General features: G+C 57.7%; 22 protein-coding genes and 1 riboswitch. Of the genes, 9 read left to right on the forward strand and 13 right to left on the reverse strand.

The window, feature by feature from the left end; genetic code table 11:
- Nucleotides 1-10: 10 nt before the first annotated feature.
- From IFU29_RS03690 to IFU29_RS03715, 6 genes are all read right to left on the reverse strand, one after another.
- A complete protein-coding gene (locus tag IFU29_RS03690; RefSeq protein WP_191932713.1) occupies nt 11-325 on the reverse strand; it encodes a glucose PTS transporter subunit EIIB in 315 nt (104 codons plus the stop codon).
- Nucleotides 326-389: 64 nt separating this feature from the next.
- Nucleotides 390-2,447 (reverse strand): beta-galactosidase, encoded by a 2,058-nt coding sequence (locus tag IFU29_RS03695; RefSeq protein ID WP_191932714.1) that lies wholly within the window; start codon nt 2,445-2,447, stop codon nt 390-392.
- Between the two features lie 47 nt (nt 2,448-2,494).
- Complete coding sequence (locus tag IFU29_RS03700) at nt 2,495-3,655, reverse strand: glycoside hydrolase family 53 protein (RefSeq protein ID WP_423244809.1); 1,161 nt, start codon at nt 3,653-3,655, stop codon at nt 2,495-2,497.
- A gap of 36 nt (nt 3,656-3,691) precedes the next feature.
- Nucleotides 3,692-4,543, reverse strand: coding sequence for a sugar ABC transporter permease (locus IFU29_RS03705; protein WP_191932716.1), 852 nt, complete (start codon nt 4,541-4,543; stop codon nt 3,692-3,694).
- Between the two features lie 9 nt (nt 4,544-4,552).
- The gene (locus tag IFU29_RS03710) at nt 4,553-5,860 is read right to left on the reverse strand and encodes an ABC transporter permease subunit (RefSeq protein ID WP_191932717.1); all 1,308 of its coding nucleotides are present in this window, start codon (nt 5,858-5,860) and stop codon (nt 4,553-4,555) included.
- Between the two features lie 41 nt (nt 5,861-5,901).
- Entirely contained in the window at nt 5,902-7,122 is a 1,221-nt protein-coding gene (locus tag IFU29_RS03715) for an extracellular solute-binding protein (RefSeq protein ID WP_191932718.1), read from the reverse strand.
- Between the two features lie 327 nt (nt 7,123-7,449).
- Between IFU29_RS03715 and IFU29_RS03720 the strand changes: the two genes are divergently transcribed.
- On the forward strand, nt 7,450-8,568 hold the full coding sequence (locus IFU29_RS03720; protein ID WP_191932719.1) for an ABC transporter ATP-binding protein: 1,119 nt from the start codon (nt 7,450-7,452) through the stop codon (nt 8,566-8,568).
- A 178-nt stretch (nt 8,569-8,746) separates the two neighbouring features.
- On the opposite strand, the gene IFU29_RS03725 is transcribed toward IFU29_RS03720, so the two are convergent.
- The 5 genes from IFU29_RS03725 to IFU29_RS03745 form a co-directional block, all read right to left on the reverse strand.
- The gene (locus IFU29_RS03725; RefSeq protein WP_191932720.1) at nt 8,747-10,174 is read right to left on the reverse strand and encodes a carbohydrate porin; all 1,428 of its coding nucleotides are present in this window, start codon (nt 10,172-10,174) and stop codon (nt 8,747-8,749) included.
- A gap of 157 nt (nt 10,175-10,331) precedes the next feature.
- Nucleotides 10,332-10,634, reverse strand: a complete 303-nt coding sequence (locus tag IFU29_RS03730) for a PTS lactose/cellobiose transporter subunit IIA (protein ID WP_191932721.1) — start codon at nt 10,632-10,634, stop codon at nt 10,332-10,334.
- Nucleotides 10,627-12,027, reverse strand: coding sequence for a glycoside hydrolase family 1 protein (locus tag IFU29_RS03735; RefSeq protein WP_191932722.1), 1,401 nt, complete (start codon nt 12,025-12,027; stop codon nt 10,627-10,629). Before IFU29_RS03735 ends, IFU29_RS03730 begins: the two co-directional genes overlap by 8 nt.
- A 20-nt stretch (nt 12,028-12,047) precedes the next feature.
- On the reverse strand, nt 12,048-13,379 hold the full coding sequence (locus tag IFU29_RS03740) for a PTS sugar transporter subunit IIC (protein WP_191932723.1): 1,332 nt from the start codon (nt 13,377-13,379) through the stop codon (nt 12,048-12,050).
- Between the two features lie 11 nt (nt 13,380-13,390).
- Nucleotides 13,391-13,705: a PTS sugar transporter subunit IIB gene (locus tag IFU29_RS03745; RefSeq protein ID WP_191932724.1), complete on the reverse strand. Its 315-nt coding sequence runs from the start codon at nt 13,703-13,705 to the stop codon at nt 13,391-13,393.
- Between the two features lie 295 nt (nt 13,706-14,000).
- On the opposite strand from IFU29_RS03745, the gene IFU29_RS03750 reads away from it, so the two are divergent.
- Both IFU29_RS03750 and IFU29_RS03755 read left to right on the forward strand, forming a co-directional pair.
- Complete coding sequence (locus IFU29_RS03750) at nt 14,001-14,954, forward strand: LacI family DNA-binding transcriptional regulator (RefSeq protein ID WP_191932725.1); 954 nt, start codon at nt 14,001-14,003, stop codon at nt 14,952-14,954.
- 356 nt (nt 14,955-15,310) lie between these two features.
- The gene (locus IFU29_RS03755) at nt 15,311-17,248 is read left to right on the forward strand and encodes a methyl-accepting chemotaxis protein (RefSeq protein ID WP_191932726.1); all 1,938 of its coding nucleotides are present in this window, start codon (nt 15,311-15,313) and stop codon (nt 17,246-17,248) included.
- A 51-nt stretch (nt 17,249-17,299) separates the two neighbouring features.
- On the opposite strand, the gene IFU29_RS03760 is transcribed toward IFU29_RS03755, so the two are convergent.
- Nucleotides 17,300-18,310, reverse strand: a complete 1,011-nt coding sequence (locus tag IFU29_RS03760) for a LacI family DNA-binding transcriptional regulator (RefSeq protein ID WP_191932727.1) — start codon at nt 18,308-18,310, stop codon at nt 17,300-17,302.
- A gap of 263 nt (nt 18,311-18,573) precedes the next feature.
- On the opposite strand from IFU29_RS03760, the gene IFU29_RS03765 reads away from it, so the two are divergent.
- The 3 genes from IFU29_RS03765 to IFU29_RS03775 all read left to right on the forward strand — a co-directional run bounded on the left by IFU29_RS03765 (nt 18,574) and on the right by IFU29_RS03775 (nt 22,694).
- Entirely contained in the window at nt 18,574-19,839 is a 1,266-nt protein-coding gene (locus IFU29_RS03765; protein WP_191932728.1) for an MFS transporter, read from the forward strand.
- Nucleotides 19,836-21,263, forward strand: a complete 1,428-nt coding sequence (locus IFU29_RS03770; RefSeq protein ID WP_194710582.1) for a glycoside hydrolase family 32 protein — start codon at nt 19,836-19,838, stop codon at nt 21,261-21,263. Before IFU29_RS03765 ends, IFU29_RS03770 begins: the two co-directional genes overlap by 4 nt.
- Before the next feature lie 78 nt (nt 21,264-21,341).
- Nucleotides 21,342-22,694 carry a carbohydrate porin gene (locus IFU29_RS03775; protein ID WP_191932729.1) on the forward strand — a complete coding sequence of 451 codons (1,353 nt, stop codon included), beginning with the start codon at nt 21,342-21,344 and terminating at the stop codon, nt 22,692-22,694.
- A gap of 46 nt (nt 22,695-22,740) precedes the next feature.
- Here the strand turns inward: IFU29_RS03775 and IFU29_RS03780 are convergent, their stop codons facing one another.
- On the reverse strand, nt 22,741-23,766 hold the full coding sequence (locus IFU29_RS03780; RefSeq protein ID WP_191932730.1) for an LLM class flavin-dependent oxidoreductase: 1,026 nt from the start codon (nt 23,764-23,766) through the stop codon (nt 22,741-22,743).
- Nucleotides 23,767-23,865: 99 nt separating this feature from the next.
- Nucleotides 23,866-23,968, forward strand: a riboswitch (TPP riboswitch).
- Between the two features lie 64 nt (nt 23,969-24,032).
- Between IFU29_RS03780 and IFU29_RS03785 the strand changes: the two genes are divergently transcribed.
- From IFU29_RS03785 to IFU29_RS03795, 3 genes are read left to right on the forward strand one after another with little or no spacing between them, the layout of a single operon-like run.
- On the forward strand, nt 24,033-24,722 hold the full coding sequence (locus tag IFU29_RS03785) for a TenA family protein (RefSeq protein ID WP_191933116.1): 690 nt from the start codon (nt 24,033-24,035) through the stop codon (nt 24,720-24,722).
- Nucleotides 24,719-25,465, forward strand: coding sequence for an ATP-binding cassette domain-containing protein (locus IFU29_RS03790; RefSeq protein ID WP_191932731.1), 747 nt, complete (start codon nt 24,719-24,721; stop codon nt 25,463-25,465). Before IFU29_RS03785 ends, IFU29_RS03790 begins: the two co-directional genes overlap by 4 nt.
- Nucleotides 25,462-26,214, forward strand: a complete 753-nt coding sequence (locus IFU29_RS03795; RefSeq protein ID WP_191932732.1) for an ABC transporter permease — start codon at nt 25,462-25,464, stop codon at nt 26,212-26,214. Before IFU29_RS03790 ends, IFU29_RS03795 begins: the two co-directional genes overlap by 4 nt.
- The last annotated feature ends 25 nt before the right edge of the window (nt 26,215-26,239 follow it).

A 26,239-nucleotide genomic window follows, 5' to 3' on the forward strand; every position in this document is an offset into this window, starting at 1 on the left:
TTTTTTTCATTCAGGGCTGGCGAAAGAAGCGGGCCTCCATCAGCTCGCGCAGGCGGTCTGACTGCGTGCCAAAGATCGCATGGACCTCATGGCCCAGAATCACCACGCCCAGCGCACCGGCCTGCTGCAGCCCGGCATTATCCACCGCAGCCAGGGATTTCACTGTCACCCGCAGTCGGGTCAGGCAGGCCTCTACCTGGACAATATTGTCCCGACCGCCAAAGCAGCTCATCAGCCGGTCCAGCAGCACGCTGTCTTCCGGGGTGGCCTCCGTCGTGGCCGGTTCCCGGCTGAAGTAGCGCTTAAATAATTTCAGACTGACCATAACTCTCTCCTTACTGCTTCAGGCAAAAAAAAAGCGGGCCAGAGGCCCGCCAGTGAGACAACGATTACAGCGGGGCGCGCAGCACGCGACAGCCCCAGGGAGGAATACTCTGCGTGCCGGAGAGCGGCGCACCGTCGATCAGGTCGCTGATCCCCGCGGGCAGCACAACGGTATGCGTCTGCGCCGTGAAGTTCTGCAGGAAGACAAAGCTGTGTTCACCATCGGTACGGCGGTGCGCGGTGACGCCGGGCGGGAAGTCTACGGCCAGCGCACGCGGCAGGGCCAGCCGGGTAATCAGTGCGCCGTAAAAATCACGGTGGAACGCGCGGTCGTTACGCGAAGCGATATACCACGCCTGCCCTTCGCCCACCCGGTTGACGGTCACCGCCGGTTTACCGGCATAGAAATCGCTTTCGTAAACCGCCAGCGCCGTCGCCCCTTCCAGGTGAATATGTTCACAAAGTTCACGTGCCTGATACGACCCCTGTAAACCCAGCTCGTTACCGGCAAGGGCACGTACGCCATTGCTCTCGTCATCCGTCAGGCTGTCAATTTCCTCAGACCAGACCCCCAGTAGCGGCCGCAGCGGACCCGGGAAACCGCCGAGATAACAGAGGTCGCTTTCATTGACCACCCCCGTCCAGTAGCTGGCAACAAACTGCCCGCCCTGGCGCAGATGCTGTTCCACCCGTGCGGCAAAGCCGTCGCGGACCATATACAGCATCGGCGCGATCACCAGCGCGTAGCCACTCAGGTCCGCATCGGCGTTGATCACATCCACGGCTACGCCCTGTTCCCAGAAGGTACGGTAGTGTTCTGTCACCGTGCGCTCATAGTGCAGGCCAATATTGCGCGGTCCCTGGGCATTGTCCATCGCCCAGCGGCTTTCCCAGTCGAAAATAATCGCCACTTTCGCCTCAACGCGGGTGCCCTGCACTGGCGTCATCGCCGCCAGCATCCGGCCCAGTTCTGTCACCTCCCGGCCAATGCGGGTGTCCAGATGACCGACGTGATCGACCACTGCGCCGTGGAATTTTTCCACCGACCCGCGGCTTTTACGCCACTGGAAGTACTGCACCGCATCCGCCCCGTGGGCCACCGCCTGTAATGACGAGAGGATATGCATCCCCGGCTTTTTCAGCTTGCTGGTTGGCTGCCAGTTGGTGGCACCCGGCGTTGACTCCATCAGCACAAACGGTCTGCCCTGCTTCAGGGTACGCATCAGATCGTGATACATGGCGGTGTAGCAGGCCAGCGTGGTTTCATCCTTCTCGTTATGCCACGTCGGGTAACTGTCCCAGGAGATAAAATCCAGCGGCTGCGACAGCTTCCAGTAGTCGTAGTCGTAGAAATACTCCATAAAGTTAGTCGTCGCTGGCAGTGCCGGGTTGGCCGCTTTCAGCGGTTTGATCTCTTCCGCACAGAAGTCGGTCACCTGGTCGGTCATAAAGCGCCGCCAGTCAAGGTTCAGACCGTGGATCGATGACTCCCCCTGCGGCGAGGGCGAGGCAATCTGCGACCAGTCGGTATAGGTGTGGCTCCAGAAGTCACTCCACCAGGCGTGATTGAGCTGCTCCAGAGTGCCATAGCGCCGCTGCAGCCAGCCGCGAAAAGCCTGCTGACAGCGATCGCAGTGGCACTCGCCGCCGTACTCATTGGAAATATGCCAGCCAATCACCGCCGGATGATGCGCATAGCGCGTGGCCAGCTGTACGTTCATCGCCTGCACTTTTTGCCGGTACACCGGCGAGGTCATACAGTGATTGTGACGCCCCCCGTGTAGCGCGGGCACGCGGTCGCGACCGGTACGCAGCACTTCAGGGTATTTTTGCGACATCCACGCCGGGCGTGCGCCGCTCGGGGTGGCCAGAAACACCCGGATTGACTTCTGGTGCAGCTTTTCCAGCACGTTATCCAGCCAGCCAAAGTCATAGTGGCCCTCTTCCGGCTCAAGTTTGGCCCAGCTGAAGATCCCGACCGACATCACATTACAGTGCGCCTGCTGCATCATCGCAACATCGTCATCAATGATGCCCGGCGAGTTTTCCCACTGTTCGGGGTTGTAATCCGCACCGTGCAGCAGCGCGTTAACGCCGGCAGAAAGCGGGGGGAATTTAGACATAACGGTTCCTCAGAGGTGTCAGCGACACCGGCCCTCAGGCCTGTAAATTAATGGAAAGCCTGAATTGACGGCAGCACTTTGCCCTGGCAGTCAAACAGCGCCTGGTTCTCACGGGCGTTGCCCTGTTTCCACTCGTCGTGGATGTACTTCATCCCTTCCGGCGTGGCCCAGGTATTGCCCGGTGCGGCTATCCACATCGGCTCCCAGTAAACCACGCCCTTGCCACGGTGATCCGGCACCGCCAGTACCGCCTGCATCAGGTCGTGCAGATAGGCGGCCTGGCCCGCAACGGTAGCCGGATAGCCCCCGTCTTTTTCTTCTTTCGCCTGGAAGCTGTTCTCCGCGCTGTCGCAATTTTTCAGCGTGTAGCCGTAGGCGGCCTCCACCACCATCACGTCTTTCTGATAGCGCTGGCTGATATCATCCATATTGGCTTTCAGGGCGCTGATCGGGCCGTTCCAGTAGGTGTACATCGACAGACCAATGACATCGAACGGCACCTGGCGGCGGGTAATTTCGTCGAACCACCAGCGGAACATGTCATTTTTCGTTCCTTCCGCCAGGTGCAGCATGATTTTGACCTGTGACGGGTCGCTGAGGTTTTCCCGCAGGCCGCTAATTGCCGCTTTCAGCAGCCCGGCCAGACGGTCAAACTCACCGCCGTTCTGCCCCCAGCTTTTGCCCTCCGGCCACAGCATGCCGCCGTTCAGCTCGTTGCCGATCTGCACGATATCCGGCAGCCCCCCTTCGGCTTTAAAGCGCGCAATGGTGTCGCGGGTGTAGTCATGAATGCGCGTTTCCAGCTGCGGGAAGGTGAGTTTTTCCCAGGCCTTCGGCTTGAACTGCTTGCCCGGATCGGTCCAGAAATCGCTGTAGTGGAAGTCCAGCAGGATCTGCATACCTGCCGCTTTTGCGCGCTTCGCCAGCGCCAGGGTGGTAGGCAGATCGTTGGTCCCGCCGCCGTACGCTTTACCGCTGGCATCATAGGGGTCCACCCACAGCCGCAGGCGAAGCGTATTGATACCGTTCGCCTTCAAAATGGCAATCGGGTCCTGTAACTGATTGTCAGCGTTGTAAAATTTAACGCCCAGCTTCTCCAGTTCGGGCAGTGTGGAGATATCCGCGCCCTTAACAAAGTCTGCTGGCACCGGCCCGAGGGCAGGGATTGCCGGCGTATTCGCGGCGAAGAGAGGCACAGCCCAGACCATGGCCAGGGCGAGAAACAGCGTTTTTGGTGTCATGATTTATCCCTTTGTACTTCCTGAAGTCAGGCCTGAAACGAAGTATTTCTGCAGCGCCAGGTAGAGGATGGCGACCGGAACGGCAATCAGCACGGCCCCCGCCGCGTAGGTGGTGTAGCTGGCCCCCATTTTTTGCGAAACCAGATTGTACAAACCGATAGGCAGCGTGAACTGGTCCGGGCTGCGCAGAATGGTGCTGGAGAGGATGAAATCCCCCAGCGGCCCGGTAAAGGAGAACAGCGCCACCACCGCGAGGATGGGCTTTGACAGCGGCATGATAATTTCAATAAAGACGCGGAAATTCCCGGCCCCGTCCATGCGTGCGGACTCATCCAGATCCTTCGGAATGGCGTCGAGATAGCCCTTCATCAGGTAAGTATTCATCGGGATCATGCCGCCAACGTAGATCAGTACCAGCGCCAGGTGGCTGTTGATTAACCCCAGCAGCTGCGACAGCACAAAGATGGCAATCAGCGCTGAAAACTGCGGGATCATCTGCAACAGCAGAAACAGCATCAGACCGTTCTGCCGCCCTTTAAAGCGAAAGCGCGAGAAGGCGTAGGCCGTGCAGCTGACGCTGATTAAGGTCAGCACCATGGTGAAGAAGCTGATTTTCATCGAGTTCCAGTACCACGTCAGGTACGGCACCGTGCCGTTGAACAGGTCGCGATAGTGCTGCAGCGAGGCGTTCTCGGGAATGATAGAGCTGCTCAGCAGGCTGTTACCGGCATTCAGCGATGCCCCTACCGTCCACACCAGCGGGTAGATAATGATGGTCGACACCATCAGCACCACCAGCCAGGTAAGCGACAGGCGCAGCCATTTTTCGCGTTTGATACTCACTGACTTAGCCATGATGCTCCCTTATGCCATCTCATCTTGTTTAAACGATTTGGTGGCGCGGAACTGCCACAGCGCCAGACCGACCACAAAGATCGACAGCAAAATCGTAATGGTGGCGGCAATCGCGTACTGCGATGACGACATGGTGAGTTTGTAGATCCACGACACCAGAATATCGGTGCCGCCCGCGTTCGATCCCGCTACCGCCGGCCCGCCGTTGTTAAACAGGTAGATAATATTGAAGTTGTTAAAGTTGAAGGTGTACTGGGTGATGATGATCGGCGCAATGGCGTACATCACCAGCGGCAGCGTAATGGTGCGCAGGCGCGTCCAGGGCCCGGCACCGTCCATCATTGCCGCTTCATACAGGTCATCCGGGATGGCCTGCAACACGCCGGTCGTCATGGCAAAGACAAACGGAAAGCCCAGCCAGGTCTGCATCATGATCAGCGCGGTTTTGGTCCAGAACGGATCGGTCATCCAGGCCTTTGGCGCAATCCCAAAGAAGTCGAGGATGGCGTTATTAATCACGCCAAAGCTGTCGTTAAACATGCCGGCAAACACCAGGATGGTGACAAAGCCGGGCACCGCCCAGGGCAGAATAAAAATAGTGCGGATCAGCGGTTTAAAACGCAGGTCTTTCTGGTTGACCAGAATCGCCAGCATCACTCCCACCGAACACTGCAGCGTAGTAGCCAGCAGCGTCCAGACGACGGTCCACTGCAGCACGTCGAAGAAGGTCGAACGCCAGATAGACAGGGTGAAAATATTGACGAAATTTTTCAGCCCCACCCAGTCCACCAGCTTAGCTGGCGGCGTGTGATACAGGTTGTAGTTGGTAAAGGCGATGGCAAAGCCAAACAGGATCGGGAATACCACCACAAACACCAGCAGGATAAACCCCGGGGTGATCATCAGGTAAGGGAAGCCCTCGCGCAGCAGGAGCTGATACTGTTTGCGCACGCCGTGCAGCGGTTTTCCCTCATCGCGACGACAGCCGTTCAGCCACGCGTCGCGCACCGACAGCCCCCATATCGTGATGCCGAAGGCGATGATCAGTACGCTGATAATCCCCTCTGCCAGCAGAAAGATGGAGTTATCGCGGGGGACTTCTTCCCCCAGCGTCGCCAGCCCCCACAGCCCCTGCTGCAGGAAGTTATGAAACACACCGTAAAAGCTGGTCAGCAGGATCAGAAAACAGATCCCCTTCGCCCACTGGCGGTGGTAAAACTGGCCGAAACCCGGTAACAGCGCCAGCAGTGCGCCCGTCAGCGCGTGCTGCCGGGTGCGCTTGTTGAGCATCAGTTTTTCACTGGGGGAAATCATCACAGCATTATCCTTCTTCATTCGTGCCGTTGGGTGAGCCCGGCTTACTGGTTGCTGGCCTGCATGGCTTCAATCTGCATGGTGATCTGCTTCACCGCGTTATCCAGCGCCACTTTTGGCTCCTGCTTACCGGTCACGCTCAGTTCCAGCGCAGTATTCGCCGGGCCCCAGACTTCCTGCATCTCAGGCACCCCCGGCATGGCAACGGCGCGTTCCGCCTGCACGGCCACGGCATTGGCTTTTTCATCGTTTTTAATCAGCGGATCGTTCATCAGGGCCACCACCGGCGGGATCTCCTGGGTCTTCTGGAAGCGTTCTTTGACGTACTGCGGCTGGTTAATAAACTGGATAAACTGCTGCGCCAGCGCTTTGTCCTGACTCCAGGTGGAAACCACATAGCCTTTCACGCCGAGGAACGAACTCATCGGTTTACCGTTAGGCAGCAAAGGCAGCGGTGCCACGCCATAATTAATGCCCGCTGACTGGTAAGGCTGGAACGCCCACGGGCCGTTGATCACCGCGGCGGCTTTTTTCTCTGTAAACAGCGAGTCGATAGCATTCAGGCCGTTGTCACCGAGAATGCCGGACGGCAGCAGGCCCTGAGTGAAGAAACTCTTGAGGTAGGTGACGGCCTCGACGCTGCCTGCGGTGTTCAGCCCGATATCCTGGGTGTTCAGCCCGCCCTTCCCGTCCTTACCGAAGATGTAGCCGCCCATCGGCGCGATGGCACCCCAGCTGTAGTAAATCTGGTCAAATTTAGCCAACAGGCCGTACTGCTTCGCTTCGCGCTGCTTCTTAGAAAACTCACGATATTCATCCAGGGTTTTCAGCGGGGCTGGCAACAGGTCTTTGTTGTAGATCAGCACCAGGGTTTCCACCGCCTTCGGCACCCCGTAGACGACATTATTCTGGATGAAGGCCGCCATCGCTGACGGGGTATACGCCGCCTGATGCGCCGCATCGACGCTGATCGGTGACAGCAGGCCCTGCACCACCGCGCTGCCCAGCTGGTCGTTCGGGATCACCAACACATCAGGGCCGATGCCAGCCGGGCCGTCCAGACGCAGCTTTTCAATCTGCTGGGCAAACGGCATCTCCTGCACCTTGACCTCGACGTTGTACTGCTTTTGAAAATCAGCGATGGCCGTTTTAATACCGTCCGACTTCTTAATATCTTCCCAGACGGTCAGTTGCTGTGCGGCGTGGGCAGCCTGCCCCAGAACCAGGGCTGACAGTAGCAGAGTGATGCGGGTTTTAACTTTCATGGCTGACCTCATGTGAAGGTATAACATTTATCCGTTTTTTATATCGCTGATGTTCTCACCGCTACTGCGCAAAGCCCGGTTAATATGCCTTGCAGAAGGAAAAGTGTTACAGCGTGTTGATGTCATACGCTACGCGGAACGGCGCGTGTCCTCCACCCTGTTCTCACTAATATGTGATCGGTATTACAGAAATCAAAATCCCCCCTAGGGTGCTCTGCAGCTGGGGTTTATAGTCAAGCCAGACGCCACAAGGGTTCGCGTGTCACAACACTGATTTGTAATACGTAATACATTTTTTCTTAAACACCCCTTTCGAAGAGGTTCCGCATGTCCAGCATCAGACTGAGAAACGTGTGTAAGCGTTTTGGCAAAACAGAAACGCTCAATAATATTCAACTGGATATTGAAGACGGTGAATTTACCGTGTTTGTCGGTCCTTCTGGCTGCGGCAAATCCACCCTGCTGCGGCTGATTGCCGGGCTGGAAGAAGTCAGTGACGGTGAGATCCTGATCGGTGATGAGTTAATGAACGACGTGGCTCCTGCCCACCGGGGCGTGGCGATGGTGTTCCAGTCCTACGCGCTTTATCCGCATATGACGGTGGCCGAAAATATGGGCTACGGCCTGAAGGTCAACGGCGTACCGAAAGAGAAAATTCGCCATCAGGTGGAGATGGTGTCCAAAACGCTGCAACTCTCTCACCTGCTGGAGCGCAAGCCGAAAGAGCTTTCCGGCGGCCAGCGCCAGCGCGTGGCGATCGGCCGGGCGATCGTGCGTAACCCGCGGGTATTTATGTTTGATGAGCCTTTATCGAATCTGGATGCGGAATTGCGCGTGGATATGCGACTGCATATTGCCAAACTGCACCAGGAGCTGAAAACCACCATGGTGTATGTCACGCATGACCAGATAGAGGCAATGACGCTGGCCGATAAAATCGTGGTGATGAACTACGGTAAGGTGGAACAGGTCGGCTCACCGATGGAACTCTACTACAACCCGGTAAACCGCTTTGTGGCCGGGTTTATCGGTTCGCCAAAGATGAATTTCCTGCCCGCGCACGTCGAGCACTGTAGCGCACAGGCGCTGACCGTCACCGTTAATGAAGGGGCCAACAGGCTGGTGCTGCCCGCCCCGGCACGCCAGCTGCAACCCGGGGAAGAGCTGACTCTGGGCATCCGTCCGGAACATCTGCGGGTCAACAGCGATGCCACGCTGCATCTCGACTTCCACTGTGAAGTGGTGGAAAGGCTGGGGAATAACACCTACCTGTTTGGTCAGGTATATGGTCACGACGGCTTTAAAATGTTACTGCCGGGCGATGTTCACTTCCGGCCCTATCAAATGCTGCGTCCCGCCTTCTCTGCACACCAGTGCATGGTGTTCGATCGGGACGGGCTGCGGATCAGCGCGGATATTCCCCTGCCGCAGGACCAGGCGGCCTGAGCAGATCTGGATCGGCAACCCCGACATCCCAGCGCCCCTCAACATGCGCCATCCGTGGCGCGTCACATCTGGCTGACCGCAGGCTGAGGCAATGCCCGCTGTCCATTGTGTTCGCGCCAGGTTGAGAAGCGCCACGGTATCACGACCAGCTCAAAACCGGCCTGGTTTTACACCCTGATCAGAACCAGGCTTCCCACATCGCGCCAACGTTGAACGAATCCAGCTGGGTATCGTCATCGCTGCCGTTGATGCGCGCGGTGCGCTTGTTATCCACCTCGCCGCCGGTGACGTAGAAGCGCAGCATCGGACGGAACTCCGGCCCCATGGCGACTGACACGTTCTGCGACAGCGTCATCTTCCAGCCGTGGTTATCGCCGCCCTGGTCGTAGTCAACCCGCTGATAACCTGCTTCCAGCCACGTCGAATGCACGTCGTTCCACCAGTACATCGGCCGGACAATCGCGCCGTAGTTGCGGCGATCGTCGGTGTTATCCGCTTTATTGGAATAATCGTGGAAGGCCAGCAGATACTCCACCTGCGCCTGTTGGGTGAACTTATAGTTGCCTTCAAAGCTGGCGTAGACGGTGGTCAGCTCATCGGTTTTGTTGAACACGCTGTTGTCGGCGTTATTCGAGTAACGGGTGATCACTTTATTCACCCCGTTTTCCCCGGTGTGACTCAACACCGCACCGCCCTGCCAGGCCTTCAGACGCTCTTCGCTCTCGACAGCCTTAGAGTCAAAGCCGTAATTGGCATAAAGCTCCAGATCCAGCGGGCCGACCTTCATGCCGTGTATTTTCGAGGTCAGCGCATAATTGCCTTTATCACCGGTCCCCGATCCGCCGGTACAGCTGATGCGCGACGGGTTGCCCTCTTCATCCATGATTTCCGGGTTACAGGCCTCAACAGCGGCCACCGTCGCCACGTCAAACTTCACGCCGCCCAGTTCGAAGTTTTTCACCCCGGCCCCCTGGCCGTCGTGGTTCATCCAGAAGTAGTCGTTAATCCCCTGCTGTGGACGCTGATGGAAGTCGCGCCCGGCCCACAGGTAGGCGTTAGGATTCGAGTCAAACAGGTTAGTGACGCCCGCGTAGGCCTTCTTGAGGTTCACCTCATCGCCCCAGTGGTCGATCATCACGTTAACGTCCCAGATGGCACCATTATCCCCCTTAAACGCTTTGGAAAGCTGGAACTCGCCGCCGTTGCCTTCGTTGCCCAGGCGACCGATGGCCGAGGAGCCGTTATAGGAGCCATCCACGCCGACAAATTTCTGGTCGCCGCCCTGGAACTGTGCTCCGTAGCGGGCATACCCGGTAAACTGGACGCCAAACGGGATCGCCATATCCGGTGACTGCGCGGGGGTTTGCGGCTCGGTGATCACATCGGCCTTTTTCGCCACGGCCTTATCGATTTTCGCCTGGCGATCGGCGAGGGCTTTATCCACGGCTCCGTCTATTTTAGCCTGGCGTTCGGCCAGAGCTTTATCGACCGCCTTTGCCACGATGGCGTCTATCTGTTCCTGCGTAAATTCTTGTGCAACGACGTTTCCAGAGCAAAGGGCGGCCATCACCGCCAGGGTAACCGGCAATTGATTAACTAGTTTCATAATATTCTCATTATGACTCTGCCTTTTATCAGCCGGCACGAGGCCGCGCTGATAAAGCAGCGTGAGTGCTGTTATTTTGAAAGTAAGGTATCAGGCTATCATCAGAGTGAATTATTTTTTGCTATTTACGGTTTCTCCTGTGCGTAAGGGTTCACTATTAACGCTGATATAAATGAATAATTTCTTCAGATAATTCACGCGCCAGCAGCGAGGTCATTAAATGGTCCTGTGCATGAACCATAATTAACGTCATCGGCTGACGCCCTTCTCCGGCATCCTGTTCAATCAGCTTTGTCTGCATCTGATGGGCCTGCCGTGAGAAGCCGTCGGCTTCAGTCAGCAGCGCTTTCGCGTGCGCTATATCGCCACCGCGTGCCGCGTGCAGGGCTTCAAAGCACAGGCTGCGCGACTGCCCGGCATTGACGATGATCTCCATCACCGCTTCTTCTAAATCAATCATTGTTACCTTCCTCACCAAAGCCGTTATCTGCGGCAGTGCGGGCAAACCACTCTCCGCTTTTCTTCACCGTGCGCTGCTGTGTGGCTAAATCTAACTGCACGAAGCCGTAGCGGTTTTTATAACCGTTACACCATGACCAGTTATCAATAAACGTCCACATGTGATAGCCCAGGCAGTGGCTGCCTTCAGCGATCCCTTTATGCAGCCATTTAAGATGTCCGGTGACAAATTCAATGCGATAATCGTCCTGAATCTGGCCGTTCTCTGTGAAGCGCTGCTCATTTTCCACGCCCATCCCATTCTCAGAAATAAAGCAGCGCGGGTTATCATAATTAAGCCGTAAATTAGTCAGGATGTCATAAATCCCCGGCTCATATATTTCCCAACCCCGGTAGGGATTCATTTTTCTGCCGGGCATATCGTAATGATCGAATAACCATTCCGGCATAAACGGTGAGTGTAAATTCACTGCACTGTCACGGCACTTCACGCGACGCGGCTGGTAATAGTTAATCCCCAGCAAATCGATTTTTCCCTCAGCAATTAATGCCCGGTCCCCCGGCTGGCAGGCTGGCAACTGCTCGTAACGTTGCAGCAGCGTCATCAGGTCCGCCGGATATTCGCCGCGCAGCACCGGATCGAGGAAGCTGCGGTTGAACAGCAGGTCGGCATGGTGTGCCGCTGTCACATCCGCCGGATGCTGAGAGCGCGGATAGGACGGCGTGAGATTGAGCACGATGCCAATTTCCCCGGGGAACGATCCTGCCCGGAACGCACGTACCGCCTGCGCATGAGCCAGCACGGTGTGGTAGGCCACCGTTGCCGCCCGTTTGAAATCGACCACGTTGGGATAGTGGAAGTCATACAGATACCCTCCTTCCACCGGGACAATCGGCTCATTAAAGGTAAACCAGTGCAGCACGCGGTCACCAAACAGCTCATAGCAGATTTTGGCATAGCGACTGAACGCGGCCACCACGTCACGACTCTCCCAGCCGCCCTGCTGCTGCATGGCTACCGGCATATCAAAGTGGAACAGGGTAATAAACGGCTGGATCCCCTGTGCCAGCAGCTCATCAATCACGTTGTTATAGAACGCCACGGCCTGCGGGTTCACCGCCCCCGTACCGTCCGGGATCAGCCGCGACCAGCTCAGTGAGGTGCGGTAACTGTTATGATTAAGCTGTTTCAGCAACGCAATATCGTCACGCCAGTGCTGATAAAAACCCGACGTATCCTGTGGCCCCACCTGCTGGTGGAAGCGCTCCGGCTGGCTGGCATACCAGGCGTCCCAGGTGGTTTCACCGCGGGCTCCCGGCTGGCTTTCGCCTTCGGTTTGCAGCGCGGAGCTGGCACTGCCCCACCAGAAATTATCCGGAAATCGGTATTTCATTGTTTCACTCTCCATGATCATCAGTTAGTGCGGACGGTTTCGCCTGAGGGTGCGGCGGCACTTTGTACTTTCTGCTCTTCAGCTTTCAGTAACGAGCGCTCGTAGGCGCGCAGGAACGGCAGGTACATCAGGGCCGACATCACCATACAGACCAGACACATTATTACCGGGCTTAGGGCCCAGTTCGCCGCCCAGGACGCGCCTATCGGTGCAGGTGTGGTCCACGGCGTAAGGGATACCACCTGCGCCAGCCACCCCAGTTTGGTTGCCCCATAGGCCAGGCAGGCGTTGACCATCGGTACGCAGATAAACGGCAGAAACAGCATCGGGTTCATGATGATCGGCGCGCCAAACAGGATCGGCTCATTGATATTAAAGAAGCTCGGCACCACGCCCATTTTGCCGATGGTCCGCAGATGGGTGACGCGGCTGCGCAACAGCAGGAAGGCCAGCGGCAGCGTGGAGCCCACCCCGCCGATCAGCAGGTAGTGATCCCAGAAGCCCTGTAAATAGATGTGCGGTAACGCGGAACCCGCCGCCAGCGCCGCCTGGTTTGCCGACAGGTTGGCCATCCAGAACGGGTTCATAATCCCGGTCACAATCAGCGCACCGTGGATGCCGGCGAACCAGAAGATCTGGCACAGCAGTACGGACAGCAGAATAGCGGGCAGGGAATCCGACGCCGATACCAGCGGCTCCAGCAGGTGCATGATCGCCTGCGGCATAATCATGCCGGTCTGCGCTTCAATAAACAGATTCAGCGGGTGCAGCGTGCCCATCACCACCACCACCGGGATCAGGATTTCAAAGGAACGCGCCACGCCGGTCGGCACCTCTTTCGGCAGGCGGATGGTGATATTGTTCTGTTTCAGCCAGGCGTAAACCCGCGTGGAGTAGATGGCGGTGATCAGCGCGGTGAATATCCCCTGCCCGGAGAGATACTGCGTCGAAATATGCCCGTCAGAATAGGGGGCGGCGACCAGAAGAAATGCCATAAATGCCAGCAGGCCGGCCATCACCGGATCCAGATTAAACTGTCGCCCGAGGCTGGCACCGATCCCCACGGAGATAAAGAAGGTCATGACCCCCATGCTGAGATTAAACGGCAGCATCAGCTGTTCACGGTAAGTCAGGGAGAAGTCCAGCCAGCCGCGGGCAAAACTGTTGGTGGTCTCCGCCGAGAACGGCGGAAAGATAAACACCAGCATAAACGAGCCGATGATCATAAACGGCAGTGCGGCGGTAAAGCCGTCGCGGATGGCAATGACATACTTCTGCTGGCCGAGACGCCCCGCCAGCGGGGTAATCGATTGCTCGATAACGGCAATCATGGACTGATATAACGAACTCATATGAACACCTTTTAGTGAACCGCGTTAATCAAAGACAGCGCGAAGTCCAGCACCTTGTCGCCGCGCTGCATGCCATAGTCCATCGGATCGATGGGCTGAACGGGAATGCCCTGTGCGGCCGCCTTTTCTGACAGGGTTTTCAACATATATTTGACCTGAGGCCCCAGCAGTACGACCTGATAGCGAGGGAACTGGTTATCGAACTCGGCAACGCCATAGGCTTCAATATCCACGTCCAGCGCCCTTTCCTTCGCCGCCTCGACCATTTTCCTTACCAGCATACTGGTCGACATCCCGGCAGAGCAGCACAGCATAATCCTGACCATAAATCCTTCACCTCAAAATGTAATGGAACGTAAATGTGGAAACGATTGGACACCATACGGAAACCGTTTTCCATAAAGCGGAAACAGAACTGTGAACCTCATCATAAACCCCTACTGAAAAGGGATTTTTCCGCGATTCACATCACAGAATTACCGCCGATATGGACACTTTTGAGATGATATGGAAAATCGGTTTCCATGATTTGAGGAAGACGCTATACTGGCGGTGGCGAATTTTGCGCCATTATTGCGGCCAGTCTGGCCGGTTTGATATTGCGGCGTTCAGGGGAGATAAATGTCAACAATCAACGATGTATCGCGTCTGGCTGGGGTGTCCAAAGCCACCGTATCACGGGTGTTGAGCGGGTCGCGCGGGGTGAAAGAAGCCAGCCGCCTGGCGGTATTACAGGCTGCTGAAGAGCTCAATTACCGGCCAAATGTCATTGCCCAGTCTTTACTCTCCCAGTCCACCGGCTGCATTGGCGTGATTTGCGCCCAGGAAAATATTAATCAGACCACCGGCTACCTCTACGCGCTGGAAAAACAGCTCAGTCAGCACCAGAAACATCTGCTGCTGCGCTTTGCCAACAGCAAAGCCGGGGTGATGAATGCGTTGGATGAACTGTCCTGCGGCCTGTGTGACGACGTCTTGATTATCGGTGCCCGCTTCCCGCTGGATATTGCCGATGACCACGTGATCCTGATCGACTGTGTCGATGCCGACACGCCGAACAGCATCCAGTTTGATCACGCCTTCGCGGCGGAAACCGCCTGCAATTATCTGATCAGCCAGGGACGACGCCAGATTGCCCTGATCCATCCGGATACCCGGGGCCACGCCGACCAGGTTTTGCTTGGCTATAAGCTGGCGCTGGAGAACAATTTTTTGCCATTTAACCGTAATCTGGTGTTTATGGATTCCACCACCTCCTCCGTGGCGGTGCAGGTACTGCTGAACAATGCCACTACCGTCAACTTCAATGCCCTGCTGGTGGCAGACGAGCAGGAGGCACAGCGGGTCATCAGCCAGCTCCAGGCGTTTAATAAGGCGGTACCCGGCGATATTATGATCTTCAGCCTGGCGGGTTCGCTGGATTTGCCCGGCATCCCGACCATTCCCTCCATTGAATATTCAATGGACGCCATGGCGGCGCGCATCGTCAGCTGGCTGACGGAAAAAACCCAGGATATGCTGGGTGCCTGCGTACTGAGGGGCGATTTGATTATCCCGGATAGCCGTAAACGCTAGGGGTTGGCCGCACTGAACTGAGCGAAAACGCCCGGGCGCAGGCTCCGCTGTCTGCGCCCAAAACATCCCGCGACCTTCCAGGCCCGTGCCGACGAATAACTGCCCCCCTGGCTGTTTATCCTTTCCGCGCATCCCCGCCTGCCGTTTCGCTTTATCCCCTGCCAGGCTGTCAATCCATCACCATAAAAATCATTGTTTTAAATTCAGCGGGATAAAAACATTTAGCGCTAAATTGTAAATAAACATTAATGATCGCTTTCATCAGGCCGATAGGTTCTTCGAAGCAATGTCTTAAAAAATACGCCTGGGGAAGAGACACCTCCAAGACCATTAATTATGTTTATAAGGGATTTAATATGATTACGCGCGCATTTGATTTCAATAATTACTCAATAGGAAAAAAACTGTTTTCAGGTTTTATTCTGTTGATCGCCATCATTATTGGCATATCCGGATACAGTATTTCTTCTTTAAAATCCATTGAACGTAACTCGATAAAAACCCAGATCACCAATGACATTGGTAATCTGCTGGATACCGCCAGAAGAAACCGCCTGCTCTATATGCAGACCGGTGACGAACAGAAAATGAAAGAAAACGGTGAAGCCATCCAGTCCATGCAGGCACTGCACAGCGAGGCTGGCAGGTATAACTGGCGCGGGGACACGAAGGCCCACTTCGATCAGCTCGGTGGCCTGATCCGCAACTACAGCCAGCTGCGTACCACCTTCCATGAGAAAAGCGTTCAGAGCAATCAGCTGTCACAGAAAGTCCACCAGTACAGTGACAAACGCACCATCGCTGACCTGCAAAGCCAGATTAAGAATACCGCGCCCGAGGCTGACGTCAGTGCCAGACTGTATGATCTGCTGTTTGCCTTAACCCTGCTCAGTGAAGCGGCAGATAACCTGGTGGTCCAGCACACCCCGGACGCTTTATCCCGCTTCGAACAGGCCTTCACCCACGCGGAGTCACTGTACAGTGATGCCCAGACCAGCGCCTCCGACAGCACCCGCGCTGTGCTGACCCCGGCATGGGAACGTTATCAGGCGCTGAAAAGCGCCGTTGACACCTTCCTGCCCGCCATCGCCGCCACGCAGAGAGCTGCCGACGCCATGGGCACCGGCGCAGAGTCGCTGAACCGGTCGACCCAGGAGCTGATCGCAGCCCAGGCAGACTTCAATAATCAGCTGATTGTTAACACCATTATGATTATCTCGGCGCTGTCGCTGGCGGGCGTGGTTGCCGGACTGCTGACGGCCTGGGTCATCACCCGTAAGATCACCCGTCCCGTTGGCGAAAACCTGGCACTGGCCCAGCGTATTTCCGCAGGCGACCTGACGGCAGAGATCGCGGCGTCCTCAACGGATGAGCTTGGCAGACTGACGCAAACCATGGGGGCCATGAACACGCGGTTGCGCGACATGATCTCGGGCATCCGTGAAAGCGTCAGCCATCTTGCCAGCGCCTCGTCACAGATTGCCGCCGGAAATACGGACTTAGCCTCCCGCACCGAACAGCAGTCAGCGGCCGTGGTACAAACCGCCTCCAGCATGGAGGAGCTGACGTCGACGGTAAGGTTAAACGCCGATAATGCCCAGCAGGCCAGCAAACTGGCCGCCAGCGCCAGCGCCGATGCACGCAAAGGTGGCCAGATTGTGGGTGAAGTGGTCAGTACGATGAACGGTATTGCGACCAGTTCGAAGAAGATCACCGAGATTATCAGCGTGATCAACGGCATTGCTTTCCAGACCAATATTCTGGCGCTGAACGCGGCGGTAGAAGCCGCCAGAGCGGGTGAACAGGGACGCGGGTTTGCCGTGGTCGCGGGGGAAGTCAGAACGCTGGCGCAGCGAAGCGCGGATGCCGCGAAAGAAATTGAATCGCTGATCAATGATTCCGTGGCGCGCATTGGCACCGGGACGGAGCTGGTCAACCGCGCCGGAGCCAGCATGGAGGATATCGTCAGTTCGGTGACCCACGTCAGCCAGATTATTGACGAAATTTCCAGCTCTTCCAGTGAACAGCGTCAGGGGATTGAGCAAATCGGTAAAGCCGTCACCGAGATGGACTCCACCACCCAGCAAAACGCCACGCTGGTTCAGGAGTCTTCGGCTGCCGCCATTTCGCTGGAACAGCAGGCGAAAAAACTCAGTGAGATGGTCGCTATCTTTAAAATCTCTGCCAGCCAGGTACACGAAGGTGAGTGGGTAAGCGGCGCGGCGCAGACGCCAGCGCTTGCCGTGCCGTCCCGACCGGCTAAAGCGGCAGAAGAGGAGTGGACCTCGTTTTAACGCCAGTACCTGCCCGCTGAACGTCTGGCGGGCAGGCGCAGGCCATCGCCATCAGGCTGGCCTGCGGGCAATCGACGATCTCTCCAGCCACGGGCTGGGAACCCGGACCGTGTTCTGATGCGTCTGACCGTTGATGATATGCAGCGCACTGAGGCGGCCAATATCATAGTGCGGAAGCTGCACCGTCGACAGCGGCGGCAGGAACAGATCGCCAATACCCACCATATTGTCATACCCCAGCACGGCCACCTCTTCGGGAATACGGACGCCCTGCGCCAGCAGGGTCTGATAAACCATAAACGCCACCCGGTCATTGCCGCAGATCACCGAATCAAAAACGGGTTTCCCCCGGGAAAACTGCGACAGAACGCTGGCCGGGATATCGCGATAATGCTCATCGCCATAGGTCATATAGCGGTGGGTCAGGCTCTCCGGGTCAATGCCGGCTTCATGGCAGGCGCGATCCAGCCCCTGACGCCGCCGGCGCGTGGCCAGATGCTGCGACGGCAGATGCAGGCATAGCGGACGGCAATACCCGGCGGCGAACAGCCCTTTTGCCCCGGCATACTGCCCCTGCTCATCGTCCGGGATATAGCTGGCTACCGGCTGGTGCAGACTTTCACAGTTGGCCAGCACGCAGGGAAGCGTCAGCAGCTTTTCCGGGACCGGCACCTGCCGCAGGCCCATCGTCGTGTAAATAATGCCGCCCGGCCGGTGGGAAAGCAGCAGATCGACCATGGTTTCCGGGCTGTCGTCCGAAAACATATTCACCACAAAACTGTTCCAGCCGTGCGCGCGCGCTGTCTCCTCAATCGACAGGGTGATCTCCACGGAAAAGGGCGTGGTCACGGTATCCAGCGCCAGCACGCCGATGGTTCTTGGCGTTGCACGTGCGCCACGGATCTTTTTGGCTGACAGATCGGGCACGTAGTTCAGCTCGCGGATTGCCGCCTGCACCCGGATCAGCGTTTCAGGCTTTAACCGCTCAGGGGCATTGAGTGCCCGTGAAACGGTCATCAGGGAAACTTCTGCACGCTGTGCCACATCTTTTAATGACGCCATAACCTTCTGTCCTGATTTAAGCCATCGCCGTCCACGACTGTGCGTAAGGCTATACAACTCCCTGTATGAAGTAAAAAGGAGCCTGCGATATTTTGACCCCCGCCGCCGAAACCAGCCTCACACCGTCAAAAAAGTTGATCGCCGTCTCAGTTTGATAATGTTAACGTTAACCTCTGTGATTAACATCATATATCGCCGTCAATACGCTGCTCAACCACAGAATGTTAACGTTATCATGCGCCATCTTCCTTACTGAGACCATAATGATGAAAAAACATCATTCTCGTAGTTATCCGCTGTTGAGCGCCCTGCTGTTCTTCTTCTTTGTGAGCTGGTCCTCCTCCAGCTCGCTGTTTTCCATCTGGCTGCATCAGGAAGTGGGGATGCGGGCCTCGGACACCGGGATTATTTTCTCTGTGCTGTCGGTGTCGGCGCTGTGCGCACAGGTCTGCTACGGCTTTATTCAGGATCGGCTGGGCTTACGGAAAAACCTGTTGTGGTACATGACCGCCCTGTTGATCCTCTCCGGCCCGGCTTTCTTACTGTTCGGCTACCTGCTGAAAATCAATATTTTAGCCGGCAGCATCTTTGGCGGACTGTTCGTGGGCATGACCTTTAACGGCGGCATCGGCGTGCTGGAATCTTATACTGAGCGCGTGGCACGGCAGAGCACCTTTGAGTTTGGTAAAGCCCGCATGTGGGGATCGCTGGGCTGGGCGGTGGCGACCTTCTTCGCCGGGCTGCTGTTTAATCTCAACCCGAAACTCAACTTCCTGGTGGCCTCCTGCTCTGGCGTGGTGTTCTTTATTCTGCTGGCGCGGCTTAACGTCAGCACCCCCGCCAGCCTGGAAAAGCTGGAGACCGGCATCAGTAAAGTGACCCTGGAAGATGCCCTGCGCTTACTGACCCTGCCCCGCTTCTGGGCGCTGGTGTTCTTCGTGGTCGGCACCTGTATTTACGGGGTGTACGATCAGCAGTTCCCGGTCTACTTCGCCTCCCAGTTCCCCACCCTGCGCGAAGGCAATGCCATGTTCGGCTACCTGAACTCCTTCCAGGTCTTTCTGGAAGCCGCCGGCATGTTCTGCGCCCCGTGGCTGGTAAACCGTATCGGCGCTAAAAACGGGCTGATCTTTGCCGGGATGGTGATGGCGCTGCGCATGGTGGCGTCAGGTATGGTGGAAGGCCCGCTGCTGATTTCCATCACCAAACTGCTGCACGCGCTGGAACTGCCGGTGCTGCTGGTGTCCATTTTTAAATACAACAGCCTGCATTTTGACAAACGCCTCTCCTCAACCCTGTACCTGGTGGGCTTTGCCTGCACCAGCTCGGTGATTGCAACGGTATTGTCCCCGCTGGCGGGCTACAGCTACGAGAAATATGGCTTTGCTCAGTCCTACCTGATCATGGGGCTGATGGTGTTCTGCACCACCTTTTTCTCCGTCTTCCTGCTGCGTAATCAGAAATCCTTATCAGAAGGCGCGCCTCCGGCCCCTTCTTCCCCCTCACTACTCAAGAGTGAACAATCATGACATGTCGACTTGAAGATGCTGAACAGGCGCTGATCCGCCAGCGCGACCAGATTACCCTCCGCTGGTATCCCCGTTATCATCTTGCTCCCCAGGCGGGATGGATGAACGACCCGAACGGGCTGGTATGGTTTGACGGCTGGTATCACGCCTTTTATCAGCATCATCCCTACTCCACGCAGTGGGGGCCGATGCACTGGGGCCACGCGCGCAGCCTTGACCTGCTCAACTGGGAGCATTTGCCCGTCGCCCTGGCACCGGAAGGGCCGGAAGATAAAGACGGCTGCTTTTCCGGTTCAGCGGTGGTCAACGGGGATGAGCTGGCGCTGATTTACACCGGCCATAAATTTCACGGCGACCCCTCCAGTGACGATAACCTTTACCAGGTGCAGTGCCTGGCCACCAGCCGGGATGGCATCCACTTCAGCCGTCAGGGTCAGGTGCTGGATACCCCTGCCGGGCTGCATCACTTCCGCGATCCTAAAGTGTGGCGGGAAGGACGGCACTGGTACATGGTGGTCGGTGCCCGTGAAGCGCATACCGGGCAGGTCAGGCTTTACCGTTCTGACGATCTGCACCGCTGGGAAGATGCCGGAATACTGGCTGAGGCCCCGCCGCACCTCGGCTTTATGTGGGAGTGCCCGGACTTCTTCACCCTGGCAGGCAAACAGATCCTGCTGATGTCCCCCCAGGGCATCCAGGCCCGGGGCTATGACCACCGCAACCTGTTCCAGAGTGGTTATATTGTCGGCCACTGGCAGCCGGGAGCCGACTTTACCCAGGAGGGCGACTTCACCGAACTGGATCGCGGCCATGATTTTTATGCCCCGCAGACCTTCGTCACACCGGATGGCCGCCGGATAGTGATGGCGTGGATGAACACCTGGGAATCAGCGATGCCAGAGCAGCAGGACGGCTGGTGCGGCATGCTTACCCTGCCCCGGGAGCTCACCCTGACGGCCGATCATCGTCTGCAGATGACCCCGGCGCGAGAGGTGGAATGCCTGCGCCAGAGCTGGCACCCGTGGCCTGCCGGGAAGCTAAAAAACCAGCAGCAGTGCGTCATGGAAAATTGTGAAACCAGTGAGGTGCTCATCAGCTGGAACCGGGCCACCAGCGATGCGGAACAGTATGGCATCAGCCTGTCAGACGGTCTGCGCCTGTATGTCGACAGCCAGTCCCAGCGCCTGGTGCTGGCACGTCACTATCCGCTATGCGGTCTGAGTGGCGAACGTAGCGTCGCGCTCCCTGCCGGGGATACGCTCTCCCTGCGCATCTTCTTTGACCGCTCCTCGGTGGAAGTGTTTGTCAACGATGGCGAAGCCTGCCTGACCAGCCGTATTTTCCCCGGGCAGCGTCAGCTGTCGCTGTTTGCCTGGTCCGGCAGCGCGGACGTCACCGCGTGCGGAGCCTGGGACTTAGCCTGACGCACTGCCCTGCTGCTCACCCGTGACCGCGGGTGAGCCTTTTGCCTCCCTACAAAATCATGTGCAAGGAATTCATCGATGAAAATAGCCGTCGGGATGATGCTGTGCGCCGGGATCTTTCCGGTCACCCTGTTTGCTGAAAGTACCTTAACCGTTGAACAGCGTTTTTTATTACTCGAAGCGCGTTTGAAAAAGGCAGAAAACCGCGCCGACCGGGCAGAAGCGGAAATGGTGAAATTAAAACAGAACACCCGGGAGGATAACGCCGCCACCGCCCACGCGGGCACCGCTCGCCCCCTCGACGTGAGCCTGACCACCCCGGCGGAACTGCGTTTTTATGGCGATGTGGAATTTAATGGCGACGCGGCCAGCCGCACGGGCAGCCTGACATCGTTAAAAACCAGCAGCAATAAAAGCTGGGCTCCCGGCAATAAAGAACGCTGGGATATTAACGGCCGCATACTGTTAGGCGTGGAGGGGATCCGCCAGGGTACTGAGGGGAAATATGCCGGATTCAACGTTCAGCCGCTGGCCGATATTCGCGGAAAAATGAATCTGGACGATGCGGCTTTCTTTTTCGGTCAGAAAGACCACTGGCAGGTGAAGACCGGGCGGTTTGAAGCCTGGGATATGTTTCCCCTCAATCAGGACACCTTTATCGAATACTCGGGCAATACCGCTAACGATCTGTACAGCGACGGCTACGGCTATATCTACATGATGAAGGAGGCGCGTGGCCGCAGTAACAGCGGCGGTAACCTGCTGCTGAGTCAAACCTGGGATAAGTGGTACGTTGAAGTGAACACCCTGATTGAGGATGGCAGCGCGCTGTATGTGGATCAGCGTTATCACGGCCGCACGATGGAAAACCAGAAAAATGTGATGTACGTGCGCCCGGTCGTGGCATGGCGATCCGATATCTGGTCCGTCGCCGCCGCCATGGAAAGCAATATCGTGAATAACGCCTATGGCTATACCGACCGTGACGGCCGCTGGCGCGATCAGTCGGAGCGCACCGGCTACGGGCTGACCATGACGTGGAATACGTTAAAGAACAACCCGCAGAATGGCACCGTGGTGAACGTGAATACGGCCTATATGGATGCCCGGGAGGAAACCGACTTTAGCGCCGGGATTAATGCTCTCTGGCATCGTGTCGAACTGGGCTATATCTACGCCCATAATAATATCGCGGAATTCTCAGCGTCCGGTGTCAGTGAGGAGTGTACCGCTGACTGCGCTATCTTCCAGCCGGGGCGCTACGACATTCATACCCTGCATACCTCCTGGCAGCTTCCCGATATCCTCGATATGCCCAACTTCACGGTCTATCTTGGCGGTTACGCGTCATGGCTGAATGCCGCCGATGACGATCGGGGAAATCATCAGCCACGTTACGGCGCACGCGTGCGGGCGAAATACCTCTTTTAACGCTGACGTCACCGCCAGGCACGCCTGGCGGTTCCCCAGCCCCCGCTTAGTTACGCCATCCCAGCCCTGGCGCCACATGCTTAAGGATCGCTTCAATGGTGTGTGCGCAGTAATCCACCCCCAGCTGATTCGGCACGGTGAGCAGCAGCGTATCGGCTTCGGCAATCGCTTCGTCCTGCGCCAGCTGTTCAATCAGCCGGTCAGGTTCTGCGGCGTAGCTGCGGCCAAAAATCGCCCGGGTTTTCTCATCAAGATACCCCACCTTATCCCCTTCTTTACCGCTGTTGCCGAAGTACGCCCGATCCTTCTCGTTCACCAGCGCAAAAATACTGCGGCTGACCGAGACGCGCGGCGTACGCAGGTGTCCCGCGGCTTTCCACGCTTCACGATAGGCGCGGATTTGTGCCGCCTGCTGAATGTGGAAAGGTTCGCCGGTTTCATCATCCTTCAGCGTCGAGCTTTGCAGATTCATCCCCAGCCTGGCCGCCCACACCGCCGTGGCATTGGAGCCCGCCCCCCACCAGATGCGGTCGCGCAGCCCTTCAGAGAACGGCTCCACGCGCAGCATGCCCGGCGGGTTAGGAAACATCGGCTGCGGGTTCGGTTTGGCAAAGCCTTCGCCGCGCAGCACATCCAGCAGCACTTCGGTGTGATGACGCGCCATATCCGACTCGTTTTCCCCTTCCGCAGGCTGATAGCCAAAATAGCGCCAGCCGTCGATCACCTGTTCAGGGGAACCCCGGCTGATGCCCAGCTGCAGACGCCTCCCTGAAATCAGGTCAGCGGAACCGGCATCTTCCGCCATATACATCGGGTTCTCGTAACGCATATCGATCACCCCGGTGCCAATCTCAATGCGCCGGGTTTTCGCCCCGACGGCGGCCAGCAGCGGGAAGGGTGAACTTAACTGACGGGCGAAGTGGTGGACGCGAAAATACGCGCCGTCTGCGCCGAGCTCTTCCGCCGCCACGGCCAGGTCGATAGACTGTAGCAGGGCGTCAGCGGCTGAACGGGTGCCGGACTGCGGGGACGGTGTCCAGTGACCGAATGACAGGAATCCAATACTTTTCATAGGGTTTCTCAACAGGATAAAACGAATCAATTCAGTATAAGTACGCGCTATCTCGCCAGCTGGCAAGGATTGCTATCCAAAATGAATTATCGTATAACAATCCACTCCGAGGGGTGTCCTGTCACGGGCTGAGATGGCGCAAGCCGAACCCTTTGAACCTGATCTGGGTCATGCCAGCGAAGGGACGGGTAGGCATTATTCTCGCCTGATCACACCTCCGCGCACCTGGATCGCCACTTAAATGAGGGGATTCTGTGTCGAACACCATTGAGCCTGTCGATTTCAGCCACGGCCTGTACGGACGTTTACGCCAGCAGGCGGGGAACGACTGGCAGGACTATGTGGCGCATCCGTTTATTCAGCAACTTTCACGCGGTACGCTGCCCGAAACCGCCTTTCGCCGCTATCTGACCCAGGATTACCTGTTTCTGATCCACTTTGCCCGTGCCTGGGCGCTGCTGGTCAGCAAGCTGCGCACGCTGCCGGAGATGCGTGCCGCTACCGCCTCGCTCAATGCCATTGTCAGCGAACTGCCGCTGCACGTCCGCTACTGCGAGAGCTGGGGGCTGAACGAGGCACAGATGGCCGCTGAACCGGAGGCGGCAGAAACCATGAACTACACCCGCTACGTGCTGGATATCGGTCACTCAGGGGATGCGCTGGATCTGCTGGCCGCCCTGCTCCCCTGTGTGGCAGGGTATGCCGAAATCGGCCTGGGCCTGCTGGCCTCCCCCCGCACGGTGCTGGCAGGCAGCCCTTACGCTTCCTGGATCCGCAACTATGCGGACCCGGACTACCTGACCGGGGTACGTGCCGCCCTTGCGCTGCTGGAAACGGTCGGCCAGCAGCGGGGAGCCGGAAGCCGCTTCCCTGCCCTGTCCGAGATTTTTACCACCGCTACCCGCCTGGAGTCGGCTTTCTGGCAGATGGGACTCAACGCGGTACCGACCCCGTGACCGCCCATTCCGCTTCGCCACCGCCGGGCATCGCGGTTCGCCATCTGACGCTGCGCTTCGGCCCGCGCCCGCTCTTCAGCGATCTCAGCGTGGATATTCCCGCCGGGCGTTTTGTTGCGCTGCTGGGGGCCAGCGGCTGCGGCAAAACCAGCCTGCTGAAGATCATTGCCGGGCTGCTTCCGCCCGACGCCGGTTCGGTCTGCGGCAGCGACGGCCTGCCGCTGGCCGGGCGCATCGCCTGGATGGGTCAGAAAGATCTGCTTTATCCGTGGCTGTCGATCCGCGACAACGTCACCCTCGGCGCGCGGCTGCGCAGGGAGCCCGTCGATACTGACCGGGCTGACCACCTGCTGGCGCGTGTCGGGCTGCACGACTATGCCGGCCTTCATCCCGCCGCCCTCTCCGGCGGCATGCGCCAGCGTGCGGCCATCGCCCGCACCCTGTATGAGAACCGCCCCGTTGTGCTGATGGACGAACCCTTCTCTGCGCTCGACACGCTGACGCGGGCGAAGATCCAGACGCTGGCCGCTGAGGTGCTGGCGGACCGCACCGTACTGCTGATCACCCACGACCCGATGGAAGCCTGCCGTCTGAGCCACCATCTGCTGGTGCTCTCCGGGCATCCTGCGGGCATCGACGACAGTCACACCATTGGCGGCCTGCCGCCGCGTGCGCCGGATGATGCCGACCTGCTGAAAAGCCAGGGGCAGCTGTTGCAACAGCTGCTGAGGGCGGCAGGATGAGGGCCAGCCTGGCAGGCCACGCTCGCGGGCTGATAATTTTTAGCGGACTGATCCTGCTGTGGTGGCTGGCCACCCTGAGCACGATCCCGGCCTTTTTGCTGCCCTCACCGGTCGCGGTGGCCAGTGCGCTGTGGGAGTGGCGCGCCTTTCTCGCGTATCACAGCCTGATCACCGCATCGGAAGTGCTGGCCGGGCTGGTGCTGGGCGTGTTGCTGGGGTCGCTGCTGGCCATCCTGATGATCGTCTCCCCCCGTCTGCAGCGCTGGCTGATGCCGCTGGTGCTGACCAGCCAGGCCATTCCGGTATTTGCACTGGCCCCGCTGCTGGTTCTGTGGTTTGGCTTTGGCCTCAGTGCCAAAGTGGCGATGGCGGTGCTGGTGATTTTTTTCCCGGTAACGTCGGCCCTGTTTGACGGGCTCAGGCGGGTCAATCAGGACTACCTGGATCTGGCACGCACCATGGGGGCCTCTGGCTGGGCCCAGCTGCGCCACGTCCGTCTGATGGCGGCGTTACCGGCTTTCGGTTCCGGCCTGCGGATGGCCGCCGCCGTGGCACCGATTGGCGCGATTATCGGGGAATGGGTCGGGTCCGCCGGAGGGCTGGGCTTCGTTATGCTGAATGCCAACGCGCGCATGCAGACGGATCAGTGTTTTGCCGCATTGTTTATTCTGGTGCTGATGACCGTCTTACTCTGGATGGCCGTCGACACCCTGCTCCACCGCCTGATTAACTGGGCACCTGAATCATGATGATAACCTCTGGAAGGAAGATAAA

It is taken from the genome of Erwinia persicina (assembly GCF_014838825.1).
GTDB classification, from domain to species: Bacteria; Pseudomonadota; Gammaproteobacteria; order Enterobacterales; family Enterobacteriaceae; genus Erwinia; species Erwinia persicina_A.